The 18,638-nt window shown below is 38.0% G+C and carries 16 protein-coding genes and 1 riboswitch; of the genes, 8 read left to right on the top strand and 8 right to left on the bottom strand.

All coding sequences use genetic code 11. From position 1 onward, the window contains the following. Position 1: 1 nt before the first annotated feature. Positions 2-2,041, bottom strand: coding sequence for a TonB-dependent hemoglobin/transferrin/lactoferrin family receptor (locus tag BTO08_RS04680; RefSeq protein WP_105060081.1), 2,040 nt, complete (start codon positions 2,039-2,041; stop codon positions 2-4). A 377-nt stretch (positions 2,042-2,418) separates the two neighbouring features. On the opposite strand from BTO08_RS04680, the gene rplY reads away from it, so the two are divergent. Further along, on the top strand, positions 2,419-2,697 hold the full coding sequence (gene rplY / locus BTO08_RS04675) for a 50S ribosomal protein L25 (RefSeq protein WP_045150345.1): 279 nt from the start codon (positions 2,419-2,421) through the stop codon (positions 2,695-2,697). A gap of 78 nt (positions 2,698-2,775) precedes the next feature. On the opposite strand, the gene BTO08_RS04670 is transcribed toward rplY, so the two are convergent. Then, the gene (locus BTO08_RS04670; protein WP_080902005.1) at positions 2,776-3,039 is read right to left on the bottom strand and encodes a DUF1289 domain-containing protein; all 264 of its coding nucleotides are present in this window, start codon (positions 3,037-3,039) and stop codon (positions 2,776-2,778) included. Positions 3,040-3,297: 258 nt separating this feature from the next. Here BTO08_RS04670 and BTO08_RS04665 point away from each other — a divergent pair, with 258 nt between their 5' ends. Beyond that, positions 3,298-3,615: a hypothetical protein gene (locus BTO08_RS04665; protein WP_105060080.1), complete on the top strand. Its 318-nt coding sequence runs from the start codon at positions 3,298-3,300 to the stop codon at positions 3,613-3,615. Positions 3,616-3,689: 74 nt separating this feature from the next. Here BTO08_RS04665 and BTO08_RS04660 read toward each other — a convergent pair whose 3' ends face one another. From BTO08_RS04660 to BTO08_RS04650, 3 genes are all read right to left on the bottom strand, one after another. Next, positions 3,690-4,211: a YqhA family protein gene (locus BTO08_RS04660; protein ID WP_105060079.1), complete on the bottom strand. Its 522-nt coding sequence runs from the start codon at positions 4,209-4,211 to the stop codon at positions 3,690-3,692. A 101-nt stretch (positions 4,212-4,312) separates the two neighbouring features. After that, entirely contained in the window at positions 4,313-6,697 is a 2,385-nt protein-coding gene (locus tag BTO08_RS04655; protein ID WP_105060078.1) for a DNA polymerase II, read from the bottom strand. Positions 6,698-6,721: 24 nt separating this feature from the next. After that, positions 6,722-7,492: a hypothetical protein gene (locus BTO08_RS04650; protein ID WP_105060077.1), complete on the bottom strand. Its 771-nt coding sequence runs from the start codon at positions 7,490-7,492 to the stop codon at positions 6,722-6,724. 240 nt (positions 7,493-7,732) lie between these two features. On the opposite strand from BTO08_RS04650, the gene BTO08_RS04645 reads away from it, so the two are divergent. Next, complete coding sequence (locus BTO08_RS04645) at positions 7,733-8,059, top strand: HI1450 family dsDNA-mimic protein (protein ID WP_005368211.1); 327 nt, start codon at positions 7,733-7,735, stop codon at positions 8,057-8,059. A 96-nt stretch (positions 8,060-8,155) separates the two neighbouring features. Here BTO08_RS04645 and emrD read toward each other — a convergent pair whose 3' ends face one another. The 3 genes from emrD to BTO08_RS04630 form a co-directional block, all read right to left on the bottom strand. Then, positions 8,156-9,370, bottom strand: coding sequence for a multidrug efflux MFS transporter EmrD (emrD, locus tag BTO08_RS04640; protein WP_105060076.1), 1,215 nt, complete (start codon positions 9,368-9,370; stop codon positions 8,156-8,158). A 331-nt stretch (positions 9,371-9,701) separates the two neighbouring features. Beyond that, positions 9,702-10,301 carry a GTP cyclohydrolase II gene (locus tag BTO08_RS04635; RefSeq protein WP_039872226.1) on the bottom strand — a complete coding sequence of 200 codons (600 nt, stop codon included), beginning with the start codon at positions 10,299-10,301 and terminating at the stop codon, positions 9,702-9,704. Positions 10,302-10,568: 267 nt separating this feature from the next. Then, positions 10,569-11,846: an alpha/beta fold hydrolase gene (locus BTO08_RS04630; protein ID WP_105060075.1), complete on the bottom strand. Its 1,278-nt coding sequence runs from the start codon at positions 11,844-11,846 to the stop codon at positions 10,569-10,571. A gap of 188 nt (positions 11,847-12,034) precedes the next feature. On the opposite strand from BTO08_RS04630, the gene BTO08_RS04625 reads away from it, so the two are divergent. From BTO08_RS04625 to BTO08_RS04605, 5 genes are all read left to right on the top strand, one after another. Beyond that, positions 12,035-13,612, top strand: coding sequence for an EAL domain-containing protein (locus BTO08_RS04625; protein WP_105060074.1), 1,578 nt, complete (start codon positions 12,035-12,037; stop codon positions 13,610-13,612). A 162-nt stretch (positions 13,613-13,774) separates the two neighbouring features. Beyond that, positions 13,775-13,842, top strand: a riboswitch (Fluoride riboswitch). 221 nt (positions 13,843-14,063) lie between these two features. Continuing rightward, the gene (locus tag BTO08_RS04620; RefSeq protein ID WP_005368217.1) at positions 14,064-14,756 is read left to right on the top strand and encodes an iron-sulfur cluster assembly scaffold protein; all 693 of its coding nucleotides are present in this window, start codon (positions 14,064-14,066) and stop codon (positions 14,754-14,756) included. 65 nt (positions 14,757-14,821) lie between these two features. Next, on the top strand, positions 14,822-15,826 hold the full coding sequence (locus tag BTO08_RS04615; protein WP_005368218.1) for a GGGtGRT protein: 1,005 nt from the start codon (positions 14,822-14,824) through the stop codon (positions 15,824-15,826). Positions 15,827-16,079: 253 nt separating this feature from the next. Then, positions 16,080-16,985 (top strand): manganese-dependent inorganic pyrophosphatase, encoded by a 906-nt coding sequence (locus tag BTO08_RS04610; RefSeq protein ID WP_045128477.1) that lies wholly within the window; start codon positions 16,080-16,082, stop codon positions 16,983-16,985. 405 nt (positions 16,986-17,390) lie between these two features. Beyond that, positions 17,391-18,635, top strand: a complete 1,245-nt coding sequence (locus tag BTO08_RS04605; RefSeq protein ID WP_105060073.1) for an outer membrane protein transport protein — start codon at positions 17,391-17,393, stop codon at positions 18,633-18,635. Positions 18,636-18,638: the final 3 nt, after the last annotated feature.

The raw sequence follows: 18,638 nt of genomic DNA, 5'->3' as shown, positions 1-18,638 counted from the left end.
ATTAAAACTTATATTCAGCAGAAATTTTGTATGAACGACCTGGCTCATAAACTTGCGTCCATGGTGTACGGTAGTTTTCATCAAACGCATTGGCAACAGTAAAATCAACCGTTAGACCTTCCATGTTTGACGTTGGCTCCCATGAGGCATAGAAATCAACAAGTTCGTAAGACTTATAAGGGCCTTCGTTATCGTCTTTTGGACGTCGATCTTGAGTGCTGGCAAAGATAGCTCGTGTACCTACTTTGGTGTCAATCTCCCAAATACCGTAGTCAACTTGCGCCACCCATTTATCGGCAGGGATATTACTTAACCACTCACCTGTTTTTTCATCTTTACCACGTGTTTGGCCATACGATAGCAATGTATTTAATCTGTCATAACGGTACTGGGCAACAACTTCAAAACCTTTTAACTTAGCATTGTCGATGTTATCTGAAGTACTTGTACCACCACAACCAACACCAGAGCCACGGTTTGCCATCATACACGCTATCATTTCGCTACGGCTTGGTACTGTTACATCTAGATTGATAAAGTCTTTAACTTTATTTTGGAAAACGCTAGCTGTGATCAGTAATTCATCATCACCAATAAGGTTATCAAAATTAAATGTACCTTTTAACTCGATATTATGTGCCTGCTCTGGCTTCAAATTCGGGTTAGGTACAAATACATTGGTAATAGGCCCCATTGCAAAGTGAGTACCGTCCATAAATAATTCAGACGTACTTGCCGCTCTGAATGCTTCGTCATATCTTAATGACCATGCCATCCAATCTGTTGCCTGCCAGTTAGCGCCAACAGATGGAGACCAAGCATCTTGCTTATTATTTTCGAACCCTTCCGCTTTTGACTCAAACGTGTCGTAACGTAAGCCAGCATCTAGTTCAAGTGACTCTAATAAGGAGTAATTAACATGAGCAAAGCCACCTAAAGTTGTTGCTTTAGCACCATCAGGAGGTGTTGGACGACCCGAGGTTGTTACTGGACGTTTAGTATCTAACTTATCTTCATAACCATCAGCACCAATAAAGACTTGGAAACGATCTAAATCAGATTTATTCGTAACAGAAAAACCTTTTGTGGTGATAGAGCTGATATCTTTTTCAGTATTTCCATTACCCAATTCTTTGATATCTGTGTCGTTACGATAAACTCTAAACGCACTATCAATTAAGTTACTTTCTGGGTTATAAGCATACTTTAATGTAATATTTTGATCCGTTGACGTACGATCAATTAGTTTATCTTCTGTACTTAATGGCTCAGTCGAACCGACAACTGGTGGGTGCCCGTCATAATCAGAAATACGGTAATCTAAACCAATACTTTGGCTATCGGTAAAGTGCCAATTAAATTTAGCTAATCCCGTCTTATTAATCGCTTCAGTACCATAGAGCTTATAGCCATTGCCTTGCTCCATAACACCACTGTCTTGGTAACTACCTGCTAGTAACCAATCAACATTATCTTGTTTGTTTGCAATCGCACCAACAGTGGTAACAACATTTCCGTTACTCTGATAGCCCGTCTTAACTTTGCCACCAAAGCCTGTATCTTCTACCAAATCATCTGCAGTGATTGTATTTTGAATAACCACACCACCAATTGCACCTGAGCCATATAAAGAACTCACAGGGCCTTTTACTACCTCAATGTCACTGATCAAAGTTGGGTCTAAGAAGAAGGATGGTCGGTGATCAAATTGGGCATTTTGGCGGTTACCATCAATAATTTGTAAGACTTTATTACCTTCTAAGCCACGAATATTAATAGATTGATTACTCGCAACATTACCACCAGCAACAGATACGTTTGGTATAAATTTTACCGCTTCAGCGACTGAATTAACCTGCATTTCATCAAGTTCTTCGCTGCTAACTTTTGCAACCGTCCTTGTTTTATCTTGATTAGTTTCATCAACCCTAGAAGCCGAAACAACAACCTCATCAAATTGAGAAACATCGTTGCTGGCATAAACGGATGGAGAAAGAGCCACTACTAAAGAGCTGGCGATCAGAGTTAATTGCTTGTTCATATATCCCTACTTCACAATTTTTTATTTGTAACAAAATCTACAAACATTATTACAAACAAAAACGATAATTACTATCATTTAGATTAAGAAATAAAATTTATTTACTTAACATTATTAGAGAGAATATTTATTGCTATATAAGCTATTTAACACTGAGCGCTGAAAATTTAAAAAGTGGTAAAAGTATAATTAACGTGTATTTTTCGTACAAAAAGAAAGCAATTAACTCATCTATTTATTCATTATTTAATAAGTATTATTTTTCAATTTAATCTGCTTGATAAACAGCAATATGATTGTTAGTATGCGCGCTCGTTTTACGACACTAAGTAAGGTCGCATTACTTAGTGAATCATTTATATCAAAGAGTATTGATTATGAAATTTAATGCAGTAGTACGTACAGATCTAGGTAAAGGTGCGAGCCGCCGCCTACGTCTTCAAGAGCAATTCCCAGGTATCATTTACGGTGGTGAAGCAGCACCAGTTGCTATCGCTCTTAAGCACAGCGATGTTATCAACCAAATGGACAAGCCTGAGTTCTACGAAGGTTTCGTACTAGTAATCGACGGTCAAGAAGTTAAAGTTAAACCTCAAGACATTCAACGTCACCCGTTCAAGCCTAAAGTTGAACACATGGACTTCAAACGCATCTAATTGCGGGTTCATAAACGTTTTTATTAAGCACTCCTCGGAGTGCTTTTTTATATCTAAATAATTGCATCGATATATTTACTAAAACAACGACTGTTGCGGATCATCCTCTTGCTCAATATTCTTATCTAACTCTTGCTGCAATTTAGCTCGGTGACGCCTTAATACTTGCTGTTTACGACGACGACATATATCAAGTACCAGATGTTTTTCATCATCGGTCATTTTAAGCCAATACAAACGCTCTTCCCTACTACGGAAGCATCCTTTGCAATACCCCTTATTATTTACTTCACATATGCGCTTACAGGGACTTGGAATATCAAAAAAGTCTTTCTGTTCCATGCCTACTAAATTTCGTCATTATACCTTTAATGAGAATAATAGATTTTAATAACTCGTGCTGTTATTAAGTGAAAAACACTGACAAAATTTTGCTAATTCGTTAATTCTGTATTGATTTTATGAAAAAATAGTCAGTTATGTTGGTTGCTTTCATCACCTCAACTCTGATAAGGTTATTCGAGTTGTCATGGCTGATAACTAATTTTTACATTATATATCTAGTCATGTCCCCGAATAGATATATCAAAGGAGGGAACCATGGATTTTTTTGTACCATCGGCTAAAAACCTTGAACAAGCGGAATCTGTTTATTCCTCGATTGCTGCACACGTATCAGCGCCTATTCCGAGCGATAGTAAACGCGTAAGCAAGTTAGTTTGGTCACATGAAGGAACGGTATGTATTGGTGAGGTAGGTAAACTTCCACCAGAAATATTCCGTGCACCTGAAGAGATTCTAGCTATTTTTGAATGTGGTGATGTATACAAAATCTGTACCCAAAACCGTGGTGTGATCAATTTCGATCCTATTCTTGCTAATACTAAAGATGTATCTAAAGTTGAATTCTTTAAATAATCTTTATTTATTGGCAATAAAAAACGCGCTTATATAGCGCGTTTTTTTATGTCTTTTATCTAATATAAGTTGTTTTATTCGACGCGATCATCAGATTCTTCAGCTAAGTTTAAAAACTTTAAGCCTAAGCTAAGTAATAAAATCGAAACAGGTAAAATCAGTATCTTCCAATCAAGATTATCGAAATTGACCAATACAGCTTCTAAGAACTTAACAAAAAGAATGATCACAATCACTTCAGCTAATACATTCTTTAAGTGCCCAATATTAGGTGTTTTGATCCAACCTAAAACATTTGTTTTATCTGCTTCTGGTGACTTCTTATTTGATATAAATAATGTAAATACGCCATGAGCAAAGATAAACAATACAAAAGCAATTAAGAATGTATCGAGCGACTTGATTAAATAATACGTCGCTATGTCTGCAGTATCTAAATGCGCTAGACTGTTATGCGGTACTTCATTAAAAAATACCACAGCAAACGCAGTATACGTTTTCATTGAGCCAACAATAAAAAGTAACAATGAACCAAGAGTAGAGCAAATGATGGCTAACCAGCCTATATATCGAAAAGCATTAAATGTTTTTTTCATAATGGGGATAATCTAAAAGTTTTTCACATTATAAAGAATAAACCATAAACTACTAGTAACAATGAATACGAAAAAAGAATAAACAACCATTATGGTAGTGGTTAAAACAATCCTAACTGCGGCGCAGTAATATCATCAAAATATTTACCTATAAACGGCAAGATACCATCTGCAACCGGTTTTAATTGCTTATCAATATAATGGTTATAGTCGATAGGACTTTGACGATACTCACTTGGCTCGGCACCTGATACCGTAAATACATATTCAATCGTCCCTTTATTTTGATATTGACGAGGGCGACCTAATTTTAGGTTCATTTCATCAGCTAAACGGGCTGCACGTACCTGTGGTGGTATATTTTTCTGATAATCCGCTAAATTTCGTCTTAATCGCTTACGGTAAATAAGCAAATCATCAAACTCCCCTGCTAACGTTCGCTGAGTATAATCACGGACATAATCATCAACATCCTGATCATGGAAAACCATTTGATACAATGACTGCTGAAAATGCTGAGCTAATGGTGTCCAGTCAGTTCGTACCGTCTCTAGCCCTTTAAATACGATCTCTTCTTTATCCCCTCGCCACACTAAACCGGCATACCGTTTTTTACTACCCGTTTCTTGTCCACGAATAGTCGGCATTAAAAACTTGTGGTAATGGGTTTCATATTCAATCTCAAGAGCCGACGTTAAGCCATATTCATCACGTAGATGTTCTGTCCACCACAGATTGATATAAGCGACTAAGTCATTACCAATAGCATTTGCATCATCTTGTGAATGGGCTTTTTTAAGTGATACAAAAGTTGAATCGGTGTCACCATAAATTACTTCATAGCCTTTAGCTTCAATTAACTCTCGAGTTAATTTCATTATTTCATGGCCACGCATAGTAATCGATGAAGCTAAACGGTGATCAAAGAAACGACAGCCTGACGATCCTAATACACCATAAAATGAGTTCATGATGATTTTTATTGCTTGGGAAAACGCTTTTTCGCCATCACGTTTGACTTGATCACGTGCAGCCCATAAATCTTCAATCATCTTCGGCAAGAAATGCTTGGTCCGATGAAAGCGTCCGCCACGAAACCCATTAATAGCTTGGTGATCGGCTTTACCTTCTTCTTGGTTTAACCCTTCGACTAGCCCCATAGGATCAATCCGAAAAGATCGGATAATCGAAGGGTATAGTGATTTAAAATCGAGGACTAATACAGAATCATATAACCCGGGTTTAGAGTCCATAACATAACCACCCGGGCTTGCTATCCAATTATCACTAACAAGGTTTGGTGCGATATAACCTGCTCTGTGTAATTGCGGCATGTAAAGGTTAGTAAAGGCAGCAACAGAGCCCCCTACACGATCCAATTCCACACCAGTTAAACGACAACGTTCAATAGCAAAATCGAGTAAATGGGTGTGCTCAAAAATGCGAGTCACCAACTCACAATCTTGTAAGTTATATTTAGCAAGAGAGAGCTTATCATGGCGAAACATATGATTAATTTCCGCCATCCGATCGTGTACGTTATGAATCGCTTTACCTTCACCCAATAATTCTTGTGAAACCGACTCTAGCGACCACGAACGGAAGTTATAGGTCGCTGTTTTAAGCGTATCAATACCATCCATGACGACTCGCCCAGGAACAGTAATAAAACCTTGATTAGGATTTTGCGAAGATGGTCGATAATGCGGCGTTTGTCGTCCACGACCAATACGTAAATTAACTTTATTCCACTCAGCACGATGCAGTAATAAACGAAAATCAAAGTCGATCACGTTCCATCCGATGATCACGTCAGGATCAAAAGCCATGAACCACGACTCTAACGATTGCAATAACGCCTTTTCATTTTCAACCCATTCGATGAACAATGCACTAGAATCGCTATAACCATCAGGTGCTTGCCCTACCATGATCACTCGGCTATCAGCATCGCTGTGTAAACCAATAGAATACAGTACGCCTTTTTCAGAACATTCAATATCTAACGATACGACACTCAGCGTTGGCACATAATCAATAGGTTTTACTTTAGTTTTTGTGACTTCAATATGACCAGAACGCTGACGTTGATCACCGGTAAAGACCAAGCCGCCACGAACAAAACGCTCCATTAAGTAGCGATCAGCTAAACGAATATCTGATTCAAAAACATCAATAAGCTCAGCAGAAAGTGCTTTTACCGCAGAGAAGCCATCTCGAATAGTCTGGCAATAACAGGCAGAAACAACATGATGTTGAAAGGTTTTAAGTGGCAGATCTTTCCACTCTGTCGTGATATTCGCACTCGTTAATACCTGTTGAGCTTGCGCTTTTTGCTCTGTACGAACAAAGAAAACAGGCTTATCTCCTATAATAGACAAACGATATGGACCATTTTCTGTTTTAACCCAGAGAATGATTTCTGTTTGTCCATTAATGTCACGACTTTGGCGAGTTAAGACAAAACCCGTTGTTAACGACTGCAAATAAAACCTCTGCTGTTGATATGATCACCCGATCTTTTTTTCTATTTTTTCAAACTCTGCCACAATCCAATCACCAACATGTTCAACTAAAAACAAAGCGGCACGTTTGGGCACTTGCGGACCATTAATTAGAATTTGAATACGTTCAATATCGACTGTTTTGTCAGGATAAAAATGAAGAAAGAAGTCTGCACATTGCTGTTCACTATAAGCTAAACTCGATGTGCGATGTGCCACCAGCATAAAACAACTTCGTAGCATCTTCTTACCCACCTTTCGGCACAATGCGTTATATTCTGTCACGCTTTTCGTTGCCATGATTTTACTACGACAATCCGCAAGTACCTTTTTTATATCACTATTAAACGCTTTTGCTATCTCCCAACTCGGTTCAAACAAACCAAATTGTGTCGCCAAGCTATCGCCATAAAGGCATACGCTACAGTGCTTAAACCAAAAACCCCATTTAAAAATCGATGCCAGTGTCATCACTTCATCTCGCGTAACCACCGTCAGATCAACCTGAGTGATAACGTTATAACGATAGGCTATTTGTTGACAAAGTGAGTCTAATACACGGTTTTCTGATGCCGATAATGATCTATTAACAACCAGTGTTATATTAAGATCCGAACGTTCTGTTCTCGCGCAACGAGCGGCAACACTGCCATTAAGGTATATGCTGTGTATCTGCTCTGAAAACTCAGCCTGAAATTGTTTTACCAAAGCTAATAACACTGGCATATAAGGTGCTTGAAATGGGGTTAATTCATCAAGAACAGGTAGTGTTTTCATTACAAATACAACTCATAGACAGCTTCAATCCGTAAAAACAGCAATAACAAATCGTAATAAAAATGTAGATTTTTATGCTTTATTCTCTCTATATACTACCAAATTCAACCTATCGATAGTAAAAACTCAAAATCGCTGTTTTTCTGCTTAAATTTTCATTCAAACTATCATAGGCATCGCTTCTTACTGCGGTTTTAGTATAATCACCACTCTTACAAACAAAGAGACAGATCTTAATCTATGGAAACTCAAAACCTGATTTCTTACGATGACGTTATCGATGCGGCATACGATATTTTCTTAGAAATGGCACAAGATAACTTAGAGCCAGCAGACGTATTATTATTCACTGCACAATTTGAAGATCGTGGTGCAGCTGAAATCGTTGAAACACGTGATGACTGGGCAGAACACGCTGGTTTTGATGTGGATAAAGAGCTTTTTGCTGAAGTTATCATTGGTCTTGTTAACGAAGAAAACGATGAACTAGATGACGTGTTTGCACGCATGCTAATCAGCCGTGATCCTGAAAACAAAGGCTGTCATATTTTATGGAAACGCGATTAGACATCGTATTCCTGATATAAAAAAGGCGATATCAACATCTTTTCAATTGATGTGATATCGCCTTTTTTTACTTTCACAAAAAATAATAGAGCTTAATTAACTTGCCAGTATAGTGATGTCGTGTTTCTCACTACGTCGAATCCACACCAAACTCAACACGACAATAATTGCCATTACTGAAAGTACAGCACCTAAGTTAAACTGACTTTGCGCACTCATTGCTGATGCAGCTAGTGTCGCTAAACCTGCGCCTAAATTCTGAAGCCCACCAAGCACAGCTCCTGCTGTACCAGCATGATGCGGAAACGGCTGAATAGCTAATGTGGTAGCAGCAGGAAATAAAACGCCAGCCCCAATAAAATATATAAACGCACCACCAATTAAACTAGTAACTGTTACCAGCCCTTCCATGCCTGGAATAATAATCGTAATTGCGCCTGTAAGTAATGCAAACATACCCAAGAATAAAACGCGGTTTGTGCCCAATCGCTTCATCAGTTTATTTGAGCCCCAAGAACCCAATAAATAACCCGGTAAAGGCACAATGAATAGCCAGCTTACGGTACTCGGATCAAGTTTTAATACACTACCCAGTAATACCCCTGCTGATGCTTCAAACGTAGCGACACCTGCAAATGTGGCAATTAAACACACCACATAACCTTGGAAACGACGATTAGATAACACATAACGGTAACTTACCCATACTCGCTCCGCTCGGCGATTTTCAACGGGTAATGTTTCGCCAAAAGAACGCATTAGGGCAAGTGTTACAAGTGCACCAAAACCTAAAAGGAAAATATAGATAGATTCCCAGCCTAGGTGTTCTGATAAATAGCCACCTAATACTGGTGCGATCAATGGAGAGAAGATTACCCCCATACTGACTAAACTATTTACTTTATGTAAGTCATCACCGTCATAACAATCGCGTGTAACTGTTCGGCTCATTGCACCACTTGTACCAGTACCCATACCTTGAATAAAACTAGCAAGTAGTAGTACATCAAAACTTGGGGCAACTAACGCAATAACAGTACCGATCAAGAAAATGACCATACCGCTGATCATTACGGGACGTCGACCAATACGATCAGATAACGGCCCATAAACAAACTGCGATAAACCATAAGGAATTAAATACGCGGCCATCACTGCCTGTAAAGAAGCAGCTCTAACACCAAAGAACGTCGCCATTTCTGGAATTGCTGGCACATACATTGTTTGGGTCATTTGCCCAACAGCAATAAAAATAATAAGTAAGAATAGGAACTTACCCATATTCGAAGACGATTGCTTAACCACAACCATTACCCTCAGACAGAATAATATTTCATAAAGAACCCGATAAAATTAAAAACGAGCTCAACAAACAGAATAAAATTCTAATTTAACAATGAATATTGAATACAACATTCAATATAAATTCTTATATTAGAACCTATGACTAAATTTAAGACGAGATGTTAATCCTGATGCTGGATTAAGACAAGAAGATATTGCTTGATTTAGCACGAATAAAATTTGAATTTGGATTACATTTTCTAATGCGTAAATGTAGGAAATATTGTTTAGAAAAATTGTACATATACAAAAAAGCCCTGCGAGCAATACAGGGCTTCTTTTTTACGAACAATACGGCTTAATTTTCGAAATTAAAGCGATGATGACCATGACTTGCTTTGGTTTTAAGGTAACTTTCATTACCATCTTTTACATGCGCTTTAGTACCAACAACTTCAACAATATTGATACCATTTTCGCTTAATTCACGAATCTTTTTAGGGTTATTAGTAACAAGTCGAATCTCAGTTAAACCCAGTGCTTTCAACATATATGCCGCTTCACTGAAATCACGTAAATCGTCACCAAAACCGAGATGATTGTTCGCTTCATATGTGTTCATACCTTCACTTTGAAGCTTATAAGCATCAATTTTATTGTACAAACCAATACCACGGCCTTCTTGACGAAGATAAAGAATAATACCGCCTAACTCACCCATCTTTTCAATAGTTTCATCTAACTGTTCACCACAGTCACATCGAGATGAGTGGAAGACATCACCAGTTAAACATTCAGAATGCATACGCACCAAGGGTGCTGTTGTTTTATCTGCATCTTTAAAAATAACGGCAACGTGTTCTTTACCAGACTCAAGCCCATTGAACGAAAGCAAATCTGCAGGAATATTGCTTTTTAAACCAACTTTAAAAGGCACTCTCGCCCTAACATTTACCATATTCTTCCTAAGCATTTGCTAATACTCAATCATAAGGAATGTTGTTGCTTATGATGACTATCGACTTAATTTCAACCTGTGAATAATAGCGAAAATTACCACATGACAACAGTGCTGCGCTTTAAACAAAGATAATACGTGATTAATCGTTTAAAAAGATCACCAACAGGTTAAATTTATCGAACTGTGCAGCAGGAACTCACGTGTACTATTGTTAATATGTTATATTATAACACATCTAATACCTAAGCAATTTGCTCGACTATTTTATAGGTTATCAGCTAACGTCATCAATTTAGATAAAATCACATCTCCAGCAACACCTAAGCCATTATGTTCATATTCATTGGTCACCCATACTTTAGCGTGCTTTAATCCTGCCACAGTTTGGCAACTTAAATCATAATCAACGTACATATCATCAACATAGACAGCAGCAACAACGGGAACGGTATTGTTCACTAATTGCTGAGCATCATATAAACTAGACCAATCATCTTTGGCTGCAAGTAACTCTGCCGCAACTTTTAGTGGTTGTAAGCAATGCAGTTGATCGAACATCCACGGATAGACCATTTCCCCAGTGAAGAAGAAATCTTCTCCCTTTGCGTAATTAAACTGTGGGTATTCACTACGTACACGTTGTGCTGACCAGTTCGATGCTTCATGTTGGCAATAGATAGATTCATGCAAAATCGCGTAGATAGGATTTGTCTGATAGCTTTGCTCTAACAACATTTGGTTTAAAAAGCTGTAGCTCAACTCAGGTTTACCACCGACGTCAATAAAAGCTTCATCAAGAATGTAGTACATGGCTAAATCACCACCACCTCGACCTAAATTAATCCCCCACAGTTGGAATTGTTCAACAGTAAAACGTTGGCCATTAGGTAACCGAACGTCATTGTCCAATAAGAAATTAGCAATATCGACACATTGCTGTTGTGCATTTGGAAAGCGCGAAAAGAAAGCATTATTTTTAGCGAGTACACGTTTATAAGTAGCACGATAAACGTTATCAGCATGCCCTGTGATCGGCGGAATACCTCCGGTTAAATAAGCACGTGTTAATGACTCAGGGTAATAAGATAAATAATGCAATGCGCAGAACCCACCAAAGCTTTGTCCCAAAATAGCCCATTGTTTAATATTTAGTGCTTCACGAATAAATTCAGCATCTTTAACAATATTATTAGCACGAAAATAGCTTAAATATTCTGTTTGTTGCTCTGACGTTTTATCAGACAATGTTTGATGAGAAATCGGAGAGCTTTTCCCTGTACCTCGTTGATCAAGCAGTAATACGCGGTATTTTGTTAGTGCTTGCTTAAGCCATCCTGAATTGCCCGTCGGGCGTGGTGATGGAAATCCAGGCCCACCTTGTAAATAAACTAACCACGGCAAATCATCATTTTCATGATCTTGCTTCACCACTTCTCTGGCATAAACCGTAATTTTATCTTGATGAGAATTTTTATAATTCAGCGGAACAGTAAACCAATGTGATTTAAATAATAAACCATCACTTTTATAAATATTTTGCATTTACTGCAACTCCATTATTAGGTTAATAAATAATACAATATTTAACTTAAGGTTATGTATGCGTTAAAATATATAGCCATAATTGCTAATTTTCTAGTTGTTTATTCAAAATTTGTATTTATATTTGAAATAAATATCTAAAAAATAATAGAATATACCTAGTTAGAATCGATGGTAATTTCAATCTTATGAATAACAATTTATTACTTCGTTGGAAGCAACCTTTAATCGTTTTTATTTTAGGCTTTTGCCTGATATTTCTAATGCAGAATGTATTAAAAATTGTTCTATTCCAATATGAACTTTATCACCGTGTCAATTTAAAGAATAAAATTGAAGAGCCATCGAATCTGCTATTAGACACAGGTATAAAAACGTTAGATTCTGATCTTTATCCACCTGAGTATAAAGGAATTATTGCTACAGAAGGTATGGAAAAATTAATACCTAAGCTAACTTTTACCTGTTCAAAGCACGATATTAAAGAAATGCAAATAGCCAATGACATGTCTACTAATATCACTTTTCTAGGATTAATCACACCAGAAACGAGTTGTTCAATATATGGCCTTCATTCGCCTATTAATGCAAGTTTTGACAGCAAAAATGCAATTACATTGGATAACTACACCATTACCCCATATTTAGGTAGTCGAATTAAAATTATTCGACATTTTCCTAACAATAGTTATCTAATCACAATCACTGACCCTTTAAATCGTCAACTGTATTTTAATAATACAGATGAGCGAAATGTTGTTATTTTTCTTGGCTATAAAAATAAGAGAATTAATATTCAATCAAAAATAAATACCAATACTCACTATCATAAATTCACAGAAAACCTCAGTGATAATATTTACATCGATGTCTACGTTACACATAAAGGGTTAACTGATATTGTGCATTCTGAGCTTGATCTCGTAAATACCTTTCTTAGCATTTTGGTCTTTATCATTTGTTTGTTTTTAGGGTTACGCCCTCAACAGCGAACGATTAAGATGGCTATTGACCGTGGTATTAAGAAAAGAGAGTTCATACCCTATTATCAACCCATTATCAATTCGGTAACAGGTTCTATTGTAGGTTGTGAAAGCTTACTTCGATGGTGTAAAGCTGATGGTGAGATTATTTCACCCGCTATTTTTATTAATATTGCCGAACAAAATAAACAAATTTACGAGATAACAGATCTTCTCATTTCACAAGTTGCCGAGGATCTTTCAAAACTATCTAACATCCATGACAACTTTTATATCAGTATTAATGTCATACCGCGTCAACTTCAAAATCAAACGTTTGCAACAAAATTGCTCGCCACATTATCTTCAGCGCAAGTTTCTAATCACCGTATTGCGATTGAAGTAACCGAGAGAACTCAGTTCACAAACGTAATCTCTGCAAAAGAAGTGATGCAGCGATTAATTGACCATGGTATTTCCATTAAACTCGATGATGCAGGAACGGGTTTCGGTGGCTTTAGTTATTTTCAAGAGTTACCCATTAACACCTTAAAAATAGACAAAATGTTTATTGATACAATCGGTACTAGTGACGTTAAAGCCAATATTTTAAACGCTATTATTAGTTTCGGAAAAGAAGCAAAATTGACCATGATTGCTGAAGGTGTGGAAACACAAGAACAAGTCAATTATTTAAGAGACCAAGGTGTATTTTTAATTCAAGGATTTTATTACGCAAAACCAATGCCCTTTTCTGATTTAGAGAAATATATTGATAACAATATTAAAAAAGATAAACATTAGAGACTTATGAGAATAAAATGATATTTATTCTCATTCAATTCTTTCATATTTGAAATCTTTATTCTTTTTTTTAAATTACACAGTATAAAAATAAAAGAGTATATTTATACTATCAACGAAACAGATATTTATATCTCTAAATCGTTTGCCATAAATAATAGATTTATGGCGGGAGATGATGTTCCTCCTTTAACCGCCTTTCAATCAAGGATAATGACGTCTAACAACATTCGACTTTAAATCGTCGAGGACCGTGTATTTGTTTAAATGGATAGTTATAATTTTAATTAATTATAATAATTTTTGCATTCGTCGCGTTGTTATTTCATTTTTGTCCTCTTCTATTTTCTGCTCGATAAAGAATTATCAATTCAACACGGCTGAGCGTTATACAACTCTTCCCTACTCTGAGTTTTATAATTAGTAACGCGGTGTCTAGTGAGGCAGAGCAATGCAATACTCAACTGAAGTACAAAATATGTGTCCTATCTCTCGTGGTCCACATCACGAGTCTGCACCCATTCCTGTTGAAGGTCGTTGGGTACAACCTAAAGATGTTATTGCAATTTCTGGTGTTAGCCACGGTTGTGGTACTTGTGCACCACAACAAGGTGCTGCAAAACTAACTTTAAACGTGAAAAACGGCATCATCGAAGAAGCATTAATCGAAACTATCGGTTGTTCAGGTATGACTCACTCTGCGGCAATGGCTTCAGAAATCATCACTGGCAAAACTATCCTTGAAGCACTAAATACAGACCTTGTTTGTGATGCTATCAACGTTGCAATGCGTGAAATCTTCCTTCAATACGTTTACGGTCGTACACAAACGGCTTTCTCTTTAGACGGTCTACCAATTGGTGCTGGTCTTGAAGATCTTGGTAAAGGTTTACGTAGCCAAGTTGGTACGCATTACGGTACTCGTGAAAAAGGCCCTCGCTACATGGAGATGGCTGAAGGTTACGTTACTAAAATTGCACTTGACGACAACGACGAAATCATCGGCTACCGTTTTGTTAACATCGGTAAGATGATGGAATCAATCGGTAAAGGTGTTCCAGCAGATCAAGCAATGGAACAAGCAACAGGTCAATATGGTCGTTTTGACGAAGCGGTTCGAACAATCGATCCTCGTCACGAATAATCAGCCAAGCTGTTATCCATATATTTAATTACACCTAATTTGCTAAATTTATTGAGGATTTTATCATGGCTGCATTATTTGAAAGCTTTGATCGTCGTATTAACCAAATCACACCCGTTCTAGAACAATATGGTTTTGCTTCTCTTGAAGAAGCGCGTCAATACATCGAAGATAAAGGTGTTAACGCTTACGATATCGTAAAAGAAACCCAACCTATTGCGTTTGAAAACGCATCATGGGCATATGTTCTAGGTGCTGCAATCGCACTAAAAGAAGGCGCAAAAACCGCGGCTGAAGCTGCTGAGTTTTTAGGTCAAGGTCTACAAGCATTCTGTATTCCAGGTTCTGTTGCTGACCAACGTAAAGTAGGTTTAGGTCATGGTCGCCTAGGTGCTCGTCTTCTAAGTAATGAAACTCAGTGTTTTGCATTCCTAGCTGGTCACGAATCATATGCAGCGGCTGAAGGTGCAATCAAAATCGCACTAAACGCAAACAAGGTACGTACTAACCCACTACGCGTTATTCTTAACGGTTTGGGTAAAGATGCAGCTTACCTTATTGCTCGTATTAACGGCTTTAACTATGTACAAACTCAGTTCAACTACACTACTGGTGAACTTGAAATCGTTAATGAGCGTCGTTTCTCTCAAACTCAACGTGGCGAAATTAACTGTTACGGTGCTGATGATGTGCGTGAAGGTGTAGCGATTATGCACCGCGAGAATGTTGATATCTCTATTACAGGTAACTCGACTAACCCTACTCGCTTCCAACATCCAGTTGCTGGTACATACAAAAAAGAACGTCTAGAAGCAGGCCAAGATTACTTCTCAGTTGCGTCAGGCGGCGGTACTGGTCGTACTCTTCACCCAGATAACGTAGCGGCTGGTCCTGCATCTTACGGCCTAACTGACACTATGGGCCGTATGCACTCTGATGCTCAGTTTGCTGGTTCTTCATCTGTACCTGCTCACGTAGAAATGATGGGCTTAATCGGTATGGGTAACAATCCAATGGTTGGTGCAACAGTTGCTGTTGCAGTAGCAATTGAGCAAGCACAAAACGCGTAAGCAGAAATTTAAAATCTTTATCTTCAAATAACGATAAAAGGCATGGTTTTAATTAACCATGCCTTTATTTTTTCTGCTAGTTGTTAATTTTGTTGAATATAAGAAAAAAATCTCTAAAATCCTCGGTACTCAATAAGCTTGATAACACTTATACCTATAAAAATGCAGGCTTATAGGTATAATCGGCTGTAATTAAGTTAAATCGTATTACGTCATTCAGTTAAATATTGCATGACTTAGTTAAGGAAACATCATGATCCAAGTAGTAGGTCACAAAAACCCTGATAGTGATAGCATTTGCTCTGCACTAGTTTGTACAGCACTTCTTAAATCACGTGGTCTTGAAGCGACAGCAATTCGTCAAGGCGAAATGAACCGTGAAACTCAACACATCCTTGAACTAGCTGGCGTTGCAGCTCCTGAGCTACGTACAAGCGTTGCTGGCGAGAAAGTATGGTTAGTTGACTACTCTGATCTTGCTCAAGCACCTGACGACCTAGCAGAAGCTGAAGTTGTAGGTATTGTTGACCACCACCGTCTAGGTGATGTAATGACAATCAATCCAATGGAAGCATGGATCTGGCCTGTAGGTTGTACTTGTACTGTTCTATTTAACCTATTTAAGATTGAAGGCCACGAAATCACACGTGAACTTGCTGTTCTTATGATGTCTGCAATCCTATCTGACACTGTTGGCTTCGCATCGCCAACATGTACACAAAAAGATAAAGACGCAGTGCACGAGCTTGCTCAAATTGCTGATGTTCAAGATCTTGAAGCATTCATTAAAGCACTACTAATTGCAAAGACTGACATTGAAGGTCTTACTGCTGCGCAATTAGTTGATAAAGATCTTAAAGGCTACCCTTTCAACAACCGTGACGTTGTTGTTGGTCAAATTGAACTTGCAACACTAGAGCAAGTTGACAGCATGATTGAAGAGCTTCAGGCAGATCTACAACGTCGTTGTGACGAAGAAGGTTTAGCGATGGCTGCACTAATGCTAACAGACATTACAACAAGTACTACTCGCCTACTTTACACTGGTGATTGGAACAACATTTTAGACGCTCATGCAAAAGATGGCGTTCTAATGATGGAAAATACGCTAAGCCGTAAGAAACAAGGCTGGCCTTGGCTACAAACTGTACTTGCTTAATCATTAAGTTTTAGTACTAGCCACCAAATATAACGCGATAGGAGCTCTCTCTTATCGCGTTTTTTATTCTAATATAGTTATAGTTATCTATATAAACTATCATTATTAACTGTCATTTTTTCTGAAGCCAATACAGCTACCCTCTTTATTTTCGTTCCTTTTTTAAACAATTTATAATTTATACGACTGATATTAGAGCAAATACTTTAATTTTAAGCTCATTTTATTTGTATAAAAAAACAACTGTGAGAATAAAACACAGCCAAACAAACGCTATTTATGTGACAATTGTCAAATTTACTTAGTATTCTTATTAGGTATACATATACTTCTCTCTCTAAAAATTATGCCGCCATTTGTCATACCTTTGGCTGAGCAAGAAGCTAATAAAAAGAGAGACAATTAATGTCCATTAAAAAACGTTATATTGCATGTGTTATTGGCCTAGCCATTTCAAGCCAAAGCTATGCTGCTGGCTATCAAGTATCAGAACATTCAGCTGCGGGTTTAGGTCGTGCCTATGCAGGCGATGCTGCCTTTGCTGATACTGCTGCGGTGCTAGCTCGCAACCCTGCCGCGATGACCCTATTTAAACACGCAGAAGTCGCTACCGTGGCAAGTGTTGTCATACCCTCTGTTGATATTTACGATCATAGCTTTGATCAAGGCGCAAAAAATATTGCCCCCGTTAGCTTTGTTCCTGCGGGCTATTATATTCAACCAATCAATGACAAAGTCGCAGTTGGTCTTGCACTTTTCAGTAATTACGGTGTAACAACAAAGTACCCTAATGATTTCAACGCAGGATCATTGGCAGGCAAAACGTCCCTTGAAACATTCAACTTTAATCCAAATATTGCCTACCGTTTAAACCCACACTTCAGCATTGGTGGTGGTGTTAGTCTTGTTTATGCTAATGCCGAGTTTGATCGCCGTTTAGGTGCGCTTTCACTAGCAGTTCCCAATAGCCAGCCAAGTGACAATGCAATCAACTTAAAAGGTACAAGTTGGGGCTGGGGCTGGAATATTGGCGCACTCTATGAATTAGATCAGAATAACCGTTTTGGCCTAAGTTACCGCTCTCAAGTTAATCTTAACTTTGATGGTGATTTTACCGATTATTTGGGCCCAATCACTGGTAAGCCGAATAATACGGTTGCGGCTAATCTTGCTTTACCCTTACCCGCTATTGCAGAGTTTTCTGGTTTCCATCAGCTAAATTCACAATGGGCGATCAGCTACAGCCTACAGTGGACACAGTACAACAAGTTTAAAGAAATTCGTGCCACTAGCTCGCAATGTAAGCCAGGCTTTAATGGTCAAGCAGGCACATGTTTACTGAAAAAAGAAAACTACAAAGATACCTATCGTTGGGCTGTCGGTACGACTTACACCATGAATGATGAATGGACACTGCGTTACGGTTTTGCCCTTGACCAAAATGCAGGTCAAGCAACACTAAGTATTCCAGATACTGATCGTTACTGGTATTCAGCAGGTGCGACTTACCATTTCAACCCAGATCTGTCTGTTGATATGGGCTTATCTTATATCCATAGTAAGAAAATAACATTTGTTGAAGATAACAGTACGTTTACCTCTCGTGGTAAAGCCTACCTTGCCGCAGCACAGCTTAACTATCGCTTTTAATGC

Origin of the sequence: Photobacterium angustum (genome assembly GCF_002954615.1) — a bacterium.
GTDB classification, from domain to species: domain Bacteria; phylum Pseudomonadota; class Gammaproteobacteria; order Enterobacterales; family Vibrionaceae; genus Photobacterium; species Photobacterium angustum_A.
The sequence above is the reverse complement of the archived record's forward strand: the minus strand, read 5'-3'. Positions and strand labels throughout refer to the sequence as shown.